We start from the raw sequence: 15,014 nt of genomic DNA, 5'->3' as shown, positions 1-15,014 counted from the left end.
GGAGAACTCGAAATGAACGTGTTGCTGACGGTCGTCCTCGCGGTGCAGATGCTCACCGCGATCGCCATGATCGGGCTCATCCTCATCCAGCACGGCAAGGGCGCCGACATGGGCGCGGCCTTCGGCAGCGGCTCGTCGGGCAGCCTCTTCGGCGCCAGCGGCAGCGCGAACTTCCTCTCGCGCACGACGGCCGTGCTCGCCACCGTGTTCTTCGTCTGCACGCTGGCGCTGGCGTACTTCGGCAACCTGCGCGCGCCGACGTCCGGCTCGATCCTCGAGCGTGCCCAGCAAAGCGCGCCGGCCGCACCGGCTGCGTCAGGCGCCGCTCAGATTCCGGGCACGTCCACGCCGCCTGCGGCATCCACCACGCCCGCACCCGCGGCAGCCCCCGCAGCCTCCGGCGCGGCGCAAATCCCGGCTAAGTAACTCGTCAGGGTCAGCCCTGGAATCGGGGTAAACTTCAAGGCTGTCCGGAAGGCAACAAAGCGCAAATTCCTCGCGCCGAAAGCCTGGTTAAACCGGGCAGCAGTGCGTACACGCCGTCGTGGTGAAATTGGTAGACACGCTATCTTGAGGGGGTAGTGGCGAAAGCTGTGCGAGTTCGAGTCTCGCCGACGGCACCAAACAAGAAAGCTGGCCCGCTGCGCGCCAAGCGGACCGGGTGACGAGAGCCCCAAGATGAGCCTTAACGAGTACCTGCCCGTCCTCCTGTTCATCCTGGTGGGCATAGGCGTCGGGGTCGCTCCTCAAGTCCTCGGCTGGCTCTTCTCCAAGGGGCTGGGCTTCAATAAGCCCGACGCCGCCAAGAACTCCCCCTACGAATGCGGCTTCGAGGCCTTCGAAGATGCGCGCATGAAATTCGACGTGCGCTATTACCTCGTCGCCATCCTCTTCATCCTCTTCGACCTGGAGATCGCCTTCCTCTTCCCCTGGGCCGTGGCGCTCAAGGAGATCGGGGCCGTGGGCTTCTGGTCGATGATGGTCTTCCTCGCCATCCTGGTGGTGGGGTTCGTGTACGAATGGAAGAAGGGCGCGCTGGACTGGGAGTGATCCCGTTCGCGTCCCGCAAGAAAACTTATGGCTGCTGAAGGCATTCTCGACAAGGGCATGTTGACCACGACCGTGGACTCGGTCGTCAACTGGGCCAAGACCGGCTCGCTGTGGCCGATGACGTTCGGCCTGGCCTGCTGCGCGGTGGAGATGATGCACGCGGGCGCCGCGCGCTACGACATCGACCGCTTCGGCATGCTCTTCCGCCCGAGCCCGCGCCAGTCCGACCTGATGATCGTGGCCGGCACGCTGTGCAACAAGATGGCGCCGGCGCTGCGCAAGGTGTACGACCAGATGCCCGAGCCGCGCTGGGTGCTGTCGATGGGCTCGTGCGCCAACGGCGGCGGCTACTACCACTACAGCTACTCGGTGGTGCGCGGCTGCGACCGCATCGTGCCGGTGGACGTGTACGTGCCCGGCTGCCCCCCGACGGCCGAGGCGCTGCTGTACGGGATCATCCAGCTGCAGCAGAAGATCCGCCGCACGCAAACGATCGCGAGGGCCTGATGGCGGAAACGACCATTTACGCCGTCGACCCGGCGGCGCTCAAAGACACGCTCGCGAGCGCGCTCGGCGATCTCGCCAAGCGCATCGACCTGGCGCTCGGCGAAGTGACGGTCACCGTCGTGCCCGCCAACTACATCGCGGCGGCGACGATGCTGAAGGAAGCGCCGGGCCTGAAGTTCGAGCAGCTCCTGGACGTGTGCGGCGTCGACTACTCCGACTACCGCAACGGCGAATACGACGGCCCGCGCTACGCGGTGGTGTCGCACCTGCTGTCCATCAGCCTGAACCAGCGCGTGCGCCTGAAGGTGTTCTGCGCCGACGACGACCTGCCGGTGGTCGACTCGCTGAACGGCCTGTGGAACTCCGCCAACTGGTTCGAGCGCGAGGCCTTCGACCTGTACGGCATCGTGTTCGAGGGCCACAACGACCTGCGCCGCATCCTGACGGACTACGGCTTCATCGGCCACCCGTTCCGCAAGGACTTCCCGGTGTCCGGCTATACCGAGATGCGCTACGACGCCGAGCGCGGCCGCGTCATCTACCAGCCGGTGACCATCGAGCCGCGCGAGATCACGCCGCGCATCATCCGCGAAGACGACTACGGCCGCCCCGCGACCAAGCATTGAACATGGCGGAAATCAAGAACTACACGCTCAACTTCGGCCCGCAGCACCCGGCCGCGCACGGCGTGCTGCGCCTGGTGCTGGAACTGGACGGCGAGGTCATCCAGCGCGCCGACCCGCACATCGGCCTGCTCCACCGCGCCACGGAAAAGCTGGCGGAGACGCGCACGTACATCCAGTCGCTGCCCTACATGGACCGGCTGGACTACGTCTCGATGATGTGCAACGAGCACGCGTACTGCCTGGCCATCGAGAAGCTCACCGGCATCGACGTGCCGATCCGCGCGCAGTACATCCGCGTCATGTTCGCCGAGATCACGCGATTGCTGAACCACCTGCTGTGGCTCGGCGCGCACGGCCTGGACTGCGGCGCGATGAACATGCTGATCTACTGCTTCCGCGAGCGGGAAGACCTCTTCGACATGTACGAAGCGGTGTCCGGCGCGCGCATGCACGCGGCGTACTTCCGCCCGGGCGGCGTGTACCGCGACCTGCCGGATTCGATGCCGCAGTACAAGGCGAACAAGATCCGCAACGAGCGCGAGATCCGCCGCATGAACGAGGACCGCCAGGGAACGCTGCTCGATTTCATCGAGTCGTTCACCAAGCGCTTCCCGCACTACGTCGACGAGTACGAGACCCTGCTCACCGAAAACCGCATCTGGAAGCAGCGCACGGTGGGTGTCGGCGTCGTCACGCCCGAGCGCGCGCTCAACCTGGGCTTCACCGGCCCGATGCTGCGCGGCTCCGGCATCGCGTGGGACCTGCGCAAGAAGCAGCCCTACGAGGTCTACGCGAAGATGGCGTTCGACATCCCGCTCGGGAAGACCGGCGACTGCTACGACCGCTACCTGGTCCGCGTGCAGGAGATGCGCGAGGCCAACAAGATCATCCAGCAGTGCGTGGCCTGGCTGCGCGCGAACCCGGGCCCGGTGATCACCGACAACCACAAGGTGGCGCCGCCGGACCGCGAATCCATGAAGTCCAACATGGAGGAGCTGATCCACCACTTCAAGCTGTTCTCCGAAGGCATGCGCGTGCCGGAAGGCGAGGCGTATGCCGCCGTGGAGCACCCGAAGGGCGAGTTCGGCATCTACATCGTGAGCGACGGCGCCAACAAGCCGTACCGCCTGAAGATCCGCCCGCCGGGCTTCGCGCACCTGGCCGCGATGGACGAAATGTCGCGCGGCCACATGATCGCGGACGCGGTGGCGGTGATCGGCACGATGGACATCGTGTTCGGGGAGATCGATCGATGAGCATCATCACGCAAGAGATGCGCATGAAGATGGACCGCGAGGTCGCCAAGTACCCGGCCGACCAGAAGCAGTCGGCCGTGATGGCCTGCCTGGCCATCGTGCAGCACGCTCAGGGCTTCGTCTCGCGCGAGAGCGAGCAGGAAATCGCCGACTACCTCGGCATGCCCGCGATCGCGGTGCACGAGGTCACGACCTTCTACAACATGTACAACCAGCGGCCGGTCGGCAAGTACAAGCTGAACGTCTGCACCAACCTGCCGTGCCAGCTGCGCGACGGCGCCAAGGCGCTGCACCACCTCGAGAAGAAGCTGGGCATCGCGATGGGCGAGACCACCGCCGACGGCATGTTCACGCTGCAGCAAAGCGAGTGCCTGGGCGCTTGCGCCGACTCGCCGGTGATGCTGGTGAACGACCGAACCATGTGCAGCTTCATGAGCAACGACAAGCTCGACCAGCTGGTCGACGGTCTTCGCAGTGCGGAGGCAACGAAGTGACCCCCCAACAAGTCCTGCAGCAGTTCCAGGCGACGGGCGTCCAGACCTGTTTCCACGACCGCCACATCAACCCGCAGATCTACGTGGGCCTGGACGGCACCAACTGGCGCCTGAAGGACTACGAGGCGCGCGACGGCTACAAGGCGCTGAAGAAGATCATCGCCGACGGCCTGACGCCGGACCAGGTGATCGCCACGGTGAAGGAATCGGCGCTGCGCGGCCGGGGCGGCGCGGGCTTCCCGACGGGCCTCAAGTGGTCCTTCATGCCGCGCCAGTTCCCGGGCCAGAAGTACCTGGTGTGCAACTCGGACGAGGGCGAGCCGGGCACCTGCAAGGACCGCGACATCCTCGCGTACAACCCGCACATCGTCATCGAGGGCATGATCATCGCGGCCTACGCGATGGGCATCACCGTGGGCTACAACTACATCCACGGCGAGATCTTCCAGGTGTACGAGCGCTTCGAGGAAGCGCTGGAAGAGGCGAGGGCGGCCGGATATCTCGGCAACAACATCCTCGGCTCGAACTTCACGTTCCAGCTGCACGGCTTCCACGGCTTCGGCGCCTACATCTGCGGCGAGGAGACGGCGCTGCTGGAATCGCTCGAGGGCAAGAAGGGCCAGCCGCGCTTCAAGCCGCCGTTCCCGGCGAGCTTCGGCGTGTACGGCAAGCCCACCACGATCAACAACACCGAGACCTTCGCGGCGGTGCCCTGGATCATCCGCAACGGCGGCCAGGCCTACCTCGAATGCGGCAAGCCGAACAACGGCGGCACCAAGATCTTCTCGATCTCCGGCGACGTCGAGCTGCCGGGCAACTACGAGATTCCGCTCGGTACCCCGTTCAGCAAATTGCTCGAACTGGCCGGTGGCGTGCGCGGCGGCAAGAAGCTCAAGGCGGTGATCCCCGGCGGCTCCTCCGCGCCGGTGCTGCCTGCCGACATCATGATGAATTGCACGATGGACTACGACTCCATCGCGAAGGCGGGCTCCATGCTCGGCTCGGGCGCGGTGATCGTGATGGACGAGACGCGCGACATGGTCGAAAGCCTGTTGCGCCTGTCGTACTTCTACATGCACGAGTCCTGCGGCCAGTGCACGCCCTGCCGCGAAGGCACGGGCTGGCTGTGGCGCATCGTCGACCGCATCCAGAACGGCCACGGCAAGGCGGGTGACCTCGCCTTGCTCGACAACGTGGCCGACAACATCCAGGGCCGCACGATCTGCGCGCTGGGCGACGCGGCGGCCATGCCGGTGCGCGCCATGCTCAAGCACTTCCGCCACGAGTTCGCGGCAAAAATCGAGAAGGCGCAAGCGCCTGTCGAATCCGCCCCGAAGGTTTCCGCATGATCGAAATCAACATCGACGGACAGAAGGTGGAAGTCGCCGAAGGCAGCATGGTGATGCATGCGGCCGACAAGGCGGACATCTACATCCCCCACTTCTGCTACCACAAGAAGCTGTCCATCGCGGCCAACTGCCGCATGTGCCTGGTCGACGTCGAGAAGGCGCCCAAGCCCATGCCCGCCTGCGCCACGCCCGTGACCAACGGGATGATCGTGCGCACCAAGAGCGACAAGGCCGTGAAGGCCCAGCAGTCGGTGATGGAGTTCCTGCTGATCAACCACCCGCTCGACTGCCCGATCTGCGACCAGGGCGGCGAGTGCCAGCTGCAGGACCTGGCCGTCGGCTATGGCGGCTCGGCTTCGCGCTACGAGGAAGAAAAGCGCGTCGTGCTGCACAAGGACGTCGGCCCGCTGATCTCCATGGAGGAGATGAGCCGCTGCATCCACTGCACCCGCTGCGTGCGCTTCGGCCAGGAAGTGGCCGGCGTGATGGAGCTGGGCATGATCCACCGCGGCGAGCACAGCGAGATCACCACGGTGCTGGGCGACACGGTCGATTCCGAAGTCTCCGGCAACATGATCGACCTGTGCCCGGTGGGCGCGCTCACGAGCAAGCCCTTCCGCTACCAGGCGCGTCCTTGGGAGTTGTCGCGCCGCAAGTCGGTGAGCCCCCACGATTCGACCGGCGCCAACCTGATCGTGCAGGTCAAGAACAACAAGGTCCTGCGCGTCCTGCCGCTGGAGAACGAAGAGGTCAACGAATGCTGGCTCGCCGACCGTGACCGCTTCTCGTACGAAGCGCTCAATGAAGACGGCCGCCTCACCGCGCCCATGCTCAAGCAGGGCGGCGAGTGGAAGACGGTGGATTGGCAGACGGCGCTGGAGTACGTCGCCAACGGCCTGAAGACCATCAAGACCGACCATGGCGCGAAGGCCCTCGGCGCGCTGGTGAGCCCGCACAGCACCGTCGAGGAACTGTTCCTCGCGCAGAAGCTCGTGCGCGCACTCGGCTCCGAGAACGTCGACTACCGGCTGCGCAACGCGCAGTTCGGCAAGGACGAAGGCGTGCGGTGGCTGGGCACGACGATCGCGTCGCTGTCCAACCTGCAGGGCGCGCTGGTCGTCGGCTCGAATCTGCGCAAGGACCATCCGCTGTTCGCGCTGCGCCTGCGCGCTGCCACGCGAAAGGGCTGCAAGGTGGCGGTCCTGCACGACCAGGACAACGACTGGGCGATGACCATCGCGGCCTCGCACGTCGCGCCCGCGTCCGACTGGCTCGGCGTGCTGGCGGACGTCGCCACGGCGGTCGGCGAGACGAAGGGCGGCACGCCGCCCCTCAAGGGCACCGCCACCGACAAGGCCAAGGCGATCGCGAAGTCGCTGATGTGGGGCGAGCGTCACGCGATCCTGCTCGGCAACGCCGCTGCGCATCATGCCAATGCGTCGTCGTTGCTCGCTCTGGCGAACTGGATCGCCGAGAAGACCGGTGCCTCCGTGGGCTACCTCACCGAAGCCGCCAACACCGTCGGCGCGCAGCTCGTGAAGGCGCTGCCGGGCGAGGGCGGCCTGAACGCCGGCCAGATGCTTTCCGGGTCGCTCAAGGCCGTGATCCTGCTGAACAACGAGCCCGAATTCGATTCCGCCGCGGGCGCCAAGGCCAAGGCTGCACTCGGCCAGGCCGAGATGGTCGTGAGCCTGAGCCCGTTCAAGGCCAACCTCGACGTCGCCGACGTGCTGCTGCCGATCGCGCCCTGGACCGAAACGCCCGGCACCTTCGTCAACGCCGAAGGCCGCGTGCAGTCCTTCCATGCCGTGGTGAAGCCCGCCGGCGAGGCACGTCCCGCGTGGAAGGTGCTGCGCGTGCTGGGCAACATGCTGGGCCTGCAGGGCTTCGAGTACGAATCGGCGCAGGAAGTCCTCGTCGCCGCGCGCGGCGAAGCCGACGCGCAGCAAGCCTTCGTGCAGGGCAACCTGCTGTCGAACAAGACGGCCGCGTCCATCGACGCGGGCGCGCAGGCCGGCAAGCCGGTGACCGCCGCCATCTACCAGCTCGACTCCATCGTGCGCCGCGCGCCGTCGCTGCAGCTCACCGCCGACGCGCAAGCGACGAAGGCGAGGGAAGGGGTTCCGGCATGATCGATTCGATCTACGGCTTCGGCAACGGCCTGATCGCCGCGCCCTGGTGGACGGCCGCGGGCTGGCCCGTGGTGTGGACGCTGGTCAAGATCATCCTGGTCGTGCTGCCGCTGATGGGCGCCGTAGCGTACCTCACGCTGTGGGAGCGCAAGGCCATCGGCTTCACGCAGATCCGCATCGGCCCCAACCGCGTCGGCCCGCTCGGCCTGCTGCAGCCGATCGCCGACGCGTTCAAGCTGCTCACCAAGGAAATCATCCTGCCGACGGTGGCGAGCAAGGGCCTGTACCTGCTCGGCCCGGTGATGACCATCATGCCGGCGCTGGCCGCATGGGCCGTGATCCCCTTCGGCCCCGACGTGGCGCTCGCGAACATCAACGCCGGCCTGCTGTTCCTGATGGCCATCACCTCGCTCGAGGTCTACGGCGTGATCATCGCCGGCTGGGCCTCGAACTCGAAGTACGCCTTCCTCGGCGCGCTGCGCGCATCGGCCCAGATGGTTAGCTACGAGATCGCGATGGGTTTCGCGCTGGTCGTGGTGCTGATGGTCACCGGCTCGCTCAACATGACGGACGTGGTCATGTCGCAGGCCAAGGGACGCTTCGCCGCGGAGGGCGTGAACTTCCTGTCGTGGAACTGGCTGCCGCTGCTGCCGATCTTCCTCGTCTACTTCATCTCGGGCCTGGCCGAAACCAACCGCCACCCCTTCGACGTGGTGGAAGGCGAATCGGAGATCGTCGCCGGCCACATGATCGAGTACTCGGGCATGAGCTTCGCGATGTTCTTCCTCGCGGAATACGCCAACATGTGGCTGGTCTCCATCCTGGCCGTCATCATGTTCCTGGGAGGCTGGATCTCGCCGATCGCGGCGCTCGACTTCATCCCCGGCTGGATCTGGCTGGGCATCAAGACGTTCATGGTCGTCACGGTCTTCCTGTGGGTGCGCTCGACGTTCCCGCGCTACCGCTACGACCAGATCATGCGCCTGGGCTGGAAGATCTTCATCCCCATCACCCTCGTGTGGCTGGTGGTGGTGGGCGCCTGGATGCAGACCCCCTACAACATCTGGAAGTGACATGGCTGCCATTGCCGCTCAATCGAACTTCTCGCTGAAGGACTTCCTCTCCAGCTTCGCGCTGGTGGAGCTGTTCAAGGGCATGGCGATCACCGGGAAGTACATGTTCGCCCGCAAGATCACCGTGCAGTTCCCGGAAGAGAAGACCCCGCTCAGCCCGCGTTTCCGCGGGCTGCACGCGCTGCGCCGCTACGAGAACGGCGAGGAGCGCTGCATCGCCTGCAAGCTGTGCGAGGCCGTGTGCCCGGCCCTTGCGATCACGATCGAGTCCGACCAGCGCGTCGACGGCACGCGCCGCACCACGCGCTACGACATCGACCTGACCAAGTGCATCTTCTGCGGCTTCTGCGAGGAAAGCTGCCCGGTCGACTCCATCGTGGAGACGCACATCCTCGAATACCACGGCGAAAAGCGCGGCGACCTGTACTTCACCAAGGACATGCTGCTGGCCGTGGGCGACCGCTACGAGACCGAAATCGCCGCGGCCAAGGCGGCCGACGCCAAATACCGATAAGACATGGAAATCCGCGGCGCCCTTTTCTACCTCTTCTCGGCCGTCCTGCTGTTCTCGGCGTTTCGCGTGATCACCGCGCGCAACCCCGTGCATGCGGCCCTGTTCCTCGTGCTGGCCTTCTTCCAGGCGGCGGCCGTGTGGCTGTTGCTCAAGGCGGAGTTCCTCGCCATCTCGCTGGTGCTCGTGTACGTCGGCGCCGTGATGGTGCTGTTCCTCTTCGTCGTGATGATGCTGGACATCGACGTCGCGGCGCTGCGTGCCGGCTTCTGGAAGCACTTCCCGCTGGCGGCGATGGTCGGCGTGATCATCGCGCTGGAGATGGCCGCGGTGCTGATGGGCGGCTTCCGCCCCGAGGAGCCGCGCCCCTTGCAGGCCGCCGTGCAGGCCGCGCAGCAGGGCGTGCAGTTCTCCAACACCAAGGAGCTCGGCAAGCTCCTGTACACCCACTACCTGTTCCCGCTGGAGATCGCGGCGGTCATCCTGCTGGTGGCCATCGTCGCGGCGATCGCGCTGACGCTGCGCCAGCGCAAGGACAGCCGCCACATGGACCCGTCGCAGCAGGTGCGCGTGAAGGCGCGCGATCGCCTGCAGATCGTGAAGATTGAGCCGACGGTGGCCGCGCCCCCCGCCGAGCCGGCGCCGGCCGCCGCGGAGACGAAAGCATGACGATCACCCTCGGCCATTTCCTGTCGCTGGGCGCGATGCTCTTCGCGCTGTCGGTGATCGGCATCTTCCTGAACCGCCGCAACCTGATCGTTCTGCTGATGTGCATCGAGCTGATGCTGCTCGCGGTCAACATGAACTTCGTTGCGTTCTCCTACTACCTGGGCGACATGCACGGCCAGGTCTTCGTGTTCTTCATCCTCACGGTGGCAGCCGCCGAAAGCGCCATCGGCCTCGCGATCCTGGTGCTGCTGTTCCGCAACAAGAACAGCATCAGCGTCGACGACCTGAACGCACTGAAGGGCTGAGAACAAAAAACATGGCTTCGACCCTCAACGCAACGACGCTCCTGGCCGTCCCGCTGGCGCCGCTGGCGGGCTCGCTCATCGCGGGCATCTTCGGCACCACCTTCGGCGGCAACAGGATAGGCCGCGGCCTGTCGCACACGTTCACCATCCTGGGCGTGTTCATCGCCTTCGTCATTTCCGCGATGACCCTGAAGGCCGTGGCGCTGGACGGCGCCCGCTTCAACGAGACGATCTACGAGTGGATGGTCATCGGCGGCCTGAAGATGGAGGTGGGCTTCCTCGTCGACGGCCTGACGGCGATGATGATGTGCGTGGTGACCTTCGTGTCGCTGATGGTGCACATCTACACCATCGGCTACATGGCCGACGACGACGGCTACAACCGCTTCTTCGCCTACATCTCGCTGTTCACGTTCTCGATGCTCATGCTCGTCATGAGCAACAACTTCCTGCAGCTGTTCTTCGGCTGGGAGGCGGTGGGCGTCGTCTCGTACCTGCTGATCGGCTTCTGGTACACGCGGCCCACGGCGGTGTTCGCGAACCTCAAGGCCTTCCTGGTCAACCGGGTCGGCGACTTCGGCTTCATCCTCGGCATCGGCCTCATCATGGCCTACGCGGGCACGCTGTCGTACAGCGAGGCCTTCGCCAAGTCCGGCGAACTCGCCAAGCTGGCGTTCCCCGGTACCGACTGGATGCTGATCACCGTGATCTGCATCTGCCTGTTCATCGGCGCCATGGGCAAGAGCGCGCAGTTCCCGCTGCACGTGTGGCTGCCCGACTCGATGGAAGGCCCCACGCCGATCTCCGCGCTGATCCACGCCGCGACGATGGTGACGGCCGGCATCTTCATGGTGGCGCGCATGTCGCCGCTGTTCGAGCTGTCGGACACGGCGCTGTCCTTCGTGATGGTGATCGGCGCGATCACGGCGCTGTTCATGGGTTTCCTGGGCATCGTCCAGAACGACATCAAGCGCGTCGTGGCGTACTCCACGCTTTCGCAGCTGGGCTACATGACGGTGGCGCTCGGCGCCTCGGCCTACTCGGTCGCCGTGTTCCACCTGATGACGCATGCCTTCTTCAAGGCGCTGCTGTTCCTCGCGGCGGGCTCGGTGATCATCGGCATGCACCACAACCAGGACATCCGCTGGATGGGCAACGTGCGCAAGTACATGCCCGTCACGTACTGGACCTCGCTGGTGGGTTCGCTGGCCCTGATCGGCACGCCGCTGTTCGCGGGCTTCTACTCGAAGGACTCGATCATCGAGGCCGTGCACTTCAGCACGCTGCCCGGTCACGGCTTCGCGTACTTCGCCGTGACGGTGGGCGTGTTCGTCACCGCCTTCTATTCCTTCCGCATGTTCTTCCTGGTTTTCCACGGCAAGGAGCGCTTCGACCAGAACCCCGATGCGCACCATGACGACCATGGGCACGACGACCACCACGACCACGAGCCGCACGAATCGCCGTGGGTGGTCACGGCGCCGCTGATCCTGCTGGCGATCCCCTCGGTGCTGGCCGGCTTCCTGTTCATCCACGGCATGCTGTTCTCCGACTTCATGAAGGACGCGATCTTCGTGAACGCCGAGGCGCACAAGGGCATGGAGAAGCTCGCCGAGGAATTCCATGGCCCGCTGCAGATGGCGCTGCACGGCCTGACGACGCTGCCGTTCTGGCTCGCGCTCGCCGGCGTGGTGGCCGCCTGGTACATGTACCTGAAGAACCCGGCGCTGCCCGCCGCGGTCAAGCAGCGCTTCGGCTGGCTGTACACCATCCTCGACAACAAGTACTACTTCGACTGGTTCAACGAGAACGTGCTGGCCCGCGCGGCTCGCGGCATCGGCATGGGCCTGTGGAAGGGCGGCGACCAGGCCGTGATCGACGGCGCGGCCGTGAACGGCAGCGCGCGCCTCGTCTCCTGGTTCGCGGGCGTCATCCGCTGGGTGCAGACCGGCTACCTGTTCCACTACGCCTTCGCGATGATCATCGGCGTGTTCGTGCTGATGACGTGGTTCGTGTGGCTGCACCGATAAAGAAAACGAGAGAAGAAGAATGGGTTTGCTGAGCCTCGCCATCTGGACGCCGATCGCCTTCGGCGTCGTGCTGCTCGCACTGGGACGGGACGACCAGGCGCGCTCGGTGCGCTGGCTGGCGCTGGTCGGCTCGGTCGTGAGCTTCCTCGTCACGCTGCCGCTGTATTCCGGCTTCGACCGCACCACCTCGGCGATGCAGTTCGTCGAGAAGCAGCCGTGGATCGACCGCTTCAACGTCTTCTACTCGCTGGGCATCGACGGCATCTCGTTCTGGTTCATCCTGCTCACCGCGTTCATCACGGTTGTGGTCGTGATCTCGGCGTGGGAGGTGATCACGGAGCGCGTCAACCAGTACATGGGCGCGTTCCTGATCCTGTCGGGCCTGATGATCGGCGTGTTCTGCGCGCTCGACGGCATCCTGTTCTACGTGTTTTTCGAGGCCACGCTGATCCCGATGTACCTGATCATCGGCATCTGGGGCGGCCCCAACAAGATCTACGCGGCCTTCAAGTTCTTCCTGTACACGCTGCTCGGCTCGCTGCTGATGCTGGTCGCGCTGGTCTACCTGTACACCAAGAGCGGCGGCAGCTTCGACATCCTGGCGTGGCACAAGCTGCCGCTGGCGCTGCCGGCGCAGACGCTGCTGTTCTTCGCCTTCTTCGCGGCCTTCGCCGTGAAGGTGCCGATGTGGCCGGTGCACACCTGGCTGCCCGACGTGCACGTCGAGGCGCCCACGGGCGGTTCCGCGGTGCTGGCGGCCATCATGCTGAAGCTGGGCGCCTACGGCTTCCTGCGCTTCTCGATGCCGATCGCGCCCGATGCCGCGCATGAATACGCGTGGTTCATGATCGCGCTGTCGATCATCGCGGTGATCTACGTCGGCCTGGTGGCGATGGTCCAGCAGGACATGAAGAAGCTGGTGGCCTATTCGTCCGTGGCGCACATGGGCTTCGTCACGCTCGGCTTCTTCATCTTCAACGACCTGGGCGTCGCCGGCGGCCTCATCCAGATGATCGCCCACGGCTTCGTCTCGGGCGCCATGTTCCTGTGCATCGGCGTGCTGTATGACCGCGTGCACTCCCGCGAGATCGCCAGCTACGGCGGCGTCGTCAACACCATGCCCAATTTCACGGCCTTCGCGCTGCTGTTCTGCATGGCCAACTGCGGCCTGCCGGCCACCGCGGGCTTCGTCGGCGAGTGGATGGTGATCCTGGGCACGGTCAAGGCCAACTTCTGGCTGGCCGCGCTGTCCGCCACGGCGCTCGTCTGGGGCGCGGCCTACACGCTGTGGATGTTCAAGCGCGTGTACCTCGGGCCCGTCGCCAACGAGGACGTGAGGCAGCTCACTGACATCAACGCGCGCGAGTTCCTGATGCTGGGCCTGCTGGCCCTCGCGGTGCTGTGGATGGGCCTGTACCCGAAGCCCTTTACGGACATCATGAACCCGTCCGTCGCCGACTTCCTGAAGCACGTGGCCCAGAGCAAGATCTAAGGCAACAAGAACATGTTCGACTACAACAGCCTGAGCGTCGCCACGCCGGAGATCGTGCTGCTGGTGATGGCCTGCGTGATCGCGCTGGTGGACCTGGGCGTCACCTCGCGCCTGCGCAACGCCAGCTACTTCCTGACGATGGCCACGCTGGCCGCCGTCGCGTGGCTCACGGCCTCGCTCGCCATCGACAACGAGACGCGCTACGCCTTCGGCACCATGGTGGTGGCCGACCCCATGGCCAACTGGCTCAAGTGCTTCTCGGCGCTGGCGATGATGGTCTGCATGGTGTACGGGCGCCCGTACTCCGCCGACCGCGACATGCTGCGCGGCGGCGAGATGTTCACGCTGTCGCTCTTCGCGCTGCTGGGCATGTTCGTGATGGTCTCGGGCAGCAACTTCCTGGTGATCTACCTGGGGCTGGAACTGCTCACGCTGTGCAGCTACGCGCTGGTCGCCCTGCGCCGCGACAACGCCGTGGCCACCGAGGCCGCGATGAAGTATTTCGTGCTCGGCGCGATGGCCAGCGGCTTCCTGCTCTACGGCCTGTCGATGCTGTACGGGGCCACCGGCTCGCTGGACATCGGCACCGTGTTCAAGATCGTGCGCGCAGGCGAGGTGAAGCACCAGGTGCTCGTCTTCGGCCTCGTGTTCATCGTCTCGGGCCTCGCTTTCAAGCTCGGCGCCGCGCCGTTCCACATGTGGATCCCGGACGTCTACCAGGGCGCGCCGACGGCCGTCACCATCATCATCGGCAGCGCGCCCGAGCTCGCCGCCTTCGGCATCTGCATCCGCCTGCTGGTGGAGGGCCTGCTGCCGCTGGCGCTGGACTGGCAGCAGATGCTGGTCATCCTCGCGATCGGCTCGCTCGTGATCGGCAACCTGGCCGCGATCGCGCAGACCAACCTCAAGCGCATGCTGGCCTATTCCACGATCGCCCAGATGGGCTTCGTGGTGCTGGGCCTGCTCGCGGGCGTGGTCAAGGGCGGGTCGGTCGACGACACGGCGCTGGCCGCCAACGCCTACAGCTCGGCGATGTTCTACATCGTCACCTACGTGCTCACCACGCTGGCCACCTTCGGCATCATCCTGCTGCTGGCGCGCGAGGGCTTCGAGAGCGAGGAGATCTCCGACCTTGCGGGCCTCAACCAGCGCAGCCCGCTGTACGCCGCGATCATGTCGATCTGCATGTTCTCGCTGGCTGGCGTGCCGCCGCTGGTGGGCTTCTACGCCAAGCTGTCGGTGCTGCAGGCGCTGGTCGCGTCGGGCCAGAACCTCTACATCGGCCTGGCCATCTTCGCCGTCGTGCTGTCGCTGATCGGTTCGTTCTACTACCTGCGGGTCGTGAAGGTCATGTACTTCGACGAGCCGATCACCGTGACCACGGTGGCCGCGCCGCTGGACGTGCGCATGGTGCTGTCGCTCAACGGCGCGCTGGTGCTGCTGCTGGGCATCCTGCCGGGCGGCCTGATGTCGCTGTGCGCGCGGGCCATCCTCAAGACCCTGGCCACGTGATCGTCGCG

Annotated in this window: 15 protein-coding genes and 1 tRNA gene; all 16 read left to right on the top strand. The window is 65.5% G+C overall.

Annotation, left to right across the window (positions count from 1 at the left end; all coding sequences use genetic code 11):
• Nucleotides 1-12 precede the first annotated feature (12 nt).
• The 16 genes from secG (at nucleotide 13) to nuoN (ending at nucleotide 15,006) form a co-directional block, all read left to right on the top strand.
• Nucleotides 13-426, top strand: a complete 414-nt coding sequence (gene secG, locus WG903_RS16550; protein ID WP_340077420.1) for a preprotein translocase subunit SecG — start codon at nucleotides 13-15, stop codon at nucleotides 424-426.
• A 112-nt stretch (nucleotides 427-538) separates the two neighbouring features.
• Nucleotides 539-623, top strand: a tRNA-Leu gene (locus WG903_RS16545).
• A gap of 55 nt (nucleotides 624-678) precedes the next feature.
• Complete coding sequence (locus tag WG903_RS16540; RefSeq protein WP_340077418.1) at nucleotides 679-1,050, top strand: NADH-quinone oxidoreductase subunit A; 372 nt, start codon at nucleotides 679-681, stop codon at nucleotides 1,048-1,050.
• A gap of 27 nt (nucleotides 1,051-1,077) precedes the next feature.
• Nucleotides 1,078-1,557: a NuoB/complex I 20 kDa subunit family protein gene (locus WG903_RS16535; RefSeq protein ID WP_340077416.1), complete on the top strand. Its 480-nt coding sequence runs from the start codon at nucleotides 1,078-1,080 to the stop codon at nucleotides 1,555-1,557.
• Nucleotides 1,557-2,183 (top strand): NADH-quinone oxidoreductase subunit C, encoded by a 627-nt coding sequence (locus tag WG903_RS16530; RefSeq protein ID WP_340077415.1) that lies wholly within the window; start codon nucleotides 1,557-1,559, stop codon nucleotides 2,181-2,183. Before WG903_RS16535 ends, WG903_RS16530 begins: the two co-directional genes overlap by 1 nt.
• 2 nt (nucleotides 2,184-2,185) lie before the next feature.
• Nucleotides 2,186-3,439: an NADH-quinone oxidoreductase subunit D gene (locus WG903_RS16525; protein WP_340077413.1), complete on the top strand. Its 1,254-nt coding sequence runs from the start codon at nucleotides 2,186-2,188 to the stop codon at nucleotides 3,437-3,439.
• The gene (nuoE, locus tag WG903_RS16520; RefSeq protein ID WP_445263611.1) at nucleotides 3,436-3,933 is read left to right on the top strand and encodes an NADH-quinone oxidoreductase subunit NuoE; all 498 of its coding nucleotides are present in this window, start codon (nucleotides 3,436-3,438) and stop codon (nucleotides 3,931-3,933) included. Before WG903_RS16525 ends, nuoE begins: the two co-directional genes overlap by 4 nt.
• Entirely contained in the window at nucleotides 3,930-5,282 is a 1,353-nt protein-coding gene (nuoF, locus tag WG903_RS16515) for an NADH-quinone oxidoreductase subunit NuoF (RefSeq protein ID WP_340077411.1), read from the top strand. The genes nuoE and nuoF overlap by 4 nt, the downstream gene beginning before the upstream one ends.
• Nucleotides 5,279-7,414, top strand: coding sequence for an NADH-quinone oxidoreductase subunit NuoG (gene nuoG, locus WG903_RS16510; RefSeq protein ID WP_340077409.1), 2,136 nt, complete (start codon nucleotides 5,279-5,281; stop codon nucleotides 7,412-7,414). Before nuoF ends, nuoG begins: the two co-directional genes overlap by 4 nt.
• Entirely contained in the window at nucleotides 7,411-8,487 is a 1,077-nt protein-coding gene (gene nuoH, locus WG903_RS16505; RefSeq protein WP_340077407.1) for an NADH-quinone oxidoreductase subunit NuoH, read from the top strand. The genes nuoG and nuoH overlap by 4 nt, the downstream gene beginning before the upstream one ends.
• 1 nt (nucleotide 8,488) lies before the next feature.
• Nucleotides 8,489-9,001 carry an NADH-quinone oxidoreductase subunit NuoI gene (gene nuoI / locus WG903_RS16500; protein ID WP_340077405.1) on the top strand — a complete coding sequence of 171 codons (513 nt, stop codon included), beginning with the start codon at nucleotides 8,489-8,491 and terminating at the stop codon, nucleotides 8,999-9,001.
• A 3-nt stretch (nucleotides 9,002-9,004) separates the two neighbouring features.
• The gene (locus WG903_RS16495) at nucleotides 9,005-9,667 is read left to right on the top strand and encodes an NADH-quinone oxidoreductase subunit J (RefSeq protein ID WP_340077403.1); all 663 of its coding nucleotides are present in this window, start codon (nucleotides 9,005-9,007) and stop codon (nucleotides 9,665-9,667) included.
• Nucleotides 9,664-9,972: an NADH-quinone oxidoreductase subunit NuoK gene (gene nuoK / locus WG903_RS16490; protein ID WP_340077401.1), complete on the top strand. Its 309-nt coding sequence runs from the start codon at nucleotides 9,664-9,666 to the stop codon at nucleotides 9,970-9,972. Before WG903_RS16495 ends, nuoK begins: the two co-directional genes overlap by 4 nt.
• Nucleotides 9,973-9,983: 11 nt before the next feature.
• On the top strand, nucleotides 9,984-12,002 hold the full coding sequence (gene nuoL, locus WG903_RS16485) for an NADH-quinone oxidoreductase subunit L (RefSeq protein WP_340077399.1): 2,019 nt from the start codon (nucleotides 9,984-9,986) through the stop codon (nucleotides 12,000-12,002).
• 19 nt (nucleotides 12,003-12,021) lie between these two features.
• Nucleotides 12,022-13,494: an NADH-quinone oxidoreductase subunit M gene (locus tag WG903_RS16480; protein WP_340077397.1), complete on the top strand. Its 1,473-nt coding sequence runs from the start codon at nucleotides 12,022-12,024 to the stop codon at nucleotides 13,492-13,494.
• 12 nt (nucleotides 13,495-13,506) lie between these two features.
• A complete protein-coding gene (nuoN, locus tag WG903_RS16475) occupies nucleotides 13,507-15,006 on the top strand; it encodes an NADH-quinone oxidoreductase subunit NuoN (RefSeq protein WP_340077395.1) in 1,500 nt (499 codons plus the stop codon).
• Nucleotides 15,007-15,014: the final 8 nt, after the last annotated feature.

It is taken from the genome of Ramlibacter sp. PS4R-6 (assembly GCF_037572775.1).
Taxonomy (GTDB): Bacteria; Pseudomonadota; Gammaproteobacteria; order Burkholderiales; family Burkholderiaceae_C; genus Ramlibacter.
Note: the sequence above shows the minus strand (reverse complement) of the source record. Positions and strands in the feature narration are given on the sequence as shown.

Coding starts and splice junctions, on each gene's coding strand:
- secG (WP_340077420.1), top strand. CDS start 13: ATGAACGTGTTGCTGACGGTCGTCCTCGCGGTGCAGATGCTCACCGCG.
- WG903_RS16540 (WP_340077418.1), top strand. CDS start 679: ATGAGCCTTAACGAGTACCTGCCCGTCCTCCTGTTCATCCTGGTGGGC.
- WG903_RS16535 (WP_340077416.1), top strand. CDS start 1,078: ATGGCTGCTGAAGGCATTCTCGACAAGGGCATGTTGACCACGACCGTG.
- WG903_RS16530 (WP_340077415.1), top strand. CDS start 1,557: ATGGCGGAAACGACCATTTACGCCGTCGACCCGGCGGCGCTCAAAGAC.
- WG903_RS16525 (WP_340077413.1), top strand. CDS start 2,186: ATGGCGGAAATCAAGAACTACACGCTCAACTTCGGCCCGCAGCACCCG.
- nuoE (WP_445263611.1), top strand. CDS start 3,436: ATGAGCATCATCACGCAAGAGATGCGCATGAAGATGGACCGCGAGGTC.
- nuoG (WP_340077409.1), top strand. CDS start 5,279: ATGATCGAAATCAACATCGACGGACAGAAGGTGGAAGTCGCCGAAGGC.
- nuoH (WP_340077407.1), top strand. CDS start 7,411: ATGATCGATTCGATCTACGGCTTCGGCAACGGCCTGATCGCCGCGCCC.
- nuoI (WP_340077405.1), top strand. CDS start 8,489: ATGGCTGCCATTGCCGCTCAATCGAACTTCTCGCTGAAGGACTTCCTC.
- WG903_RS16495 (WP_340077403.1), top strand. CDS start 9,005: ATGGAAATCCGCGGCGCCCTTTTCTACCTCTTCTCGGCCGTCCTGCTG.
- nuoK (WP_340077401.1), top strand. CDS start 9,664: ATGACGATCACCCTCGGCCATTTCCTGTCGCTGGGCGCGATGCTCTTC.
- nuoL (WP_340077399.1), top strand. CDS start 9,984: ATGGCTTCGACCCTCAACGCAACGACGCTCCTGGCCGTCCCGCTGGCG.
- WG903_RS16480 (WP_340077397.1), top strand. CDS start 12,022: ATGGGTTTGCTGAGCCTCGCCATCTGGACGCCGATCGCCTTCGGCGTC.
- nuoN (WP_340077395.1), top strand. CDS start 13,507: ATGTTCGACTACAACAGCCTGAGCGTCGCCACGCCGGAGATCGTGCTG.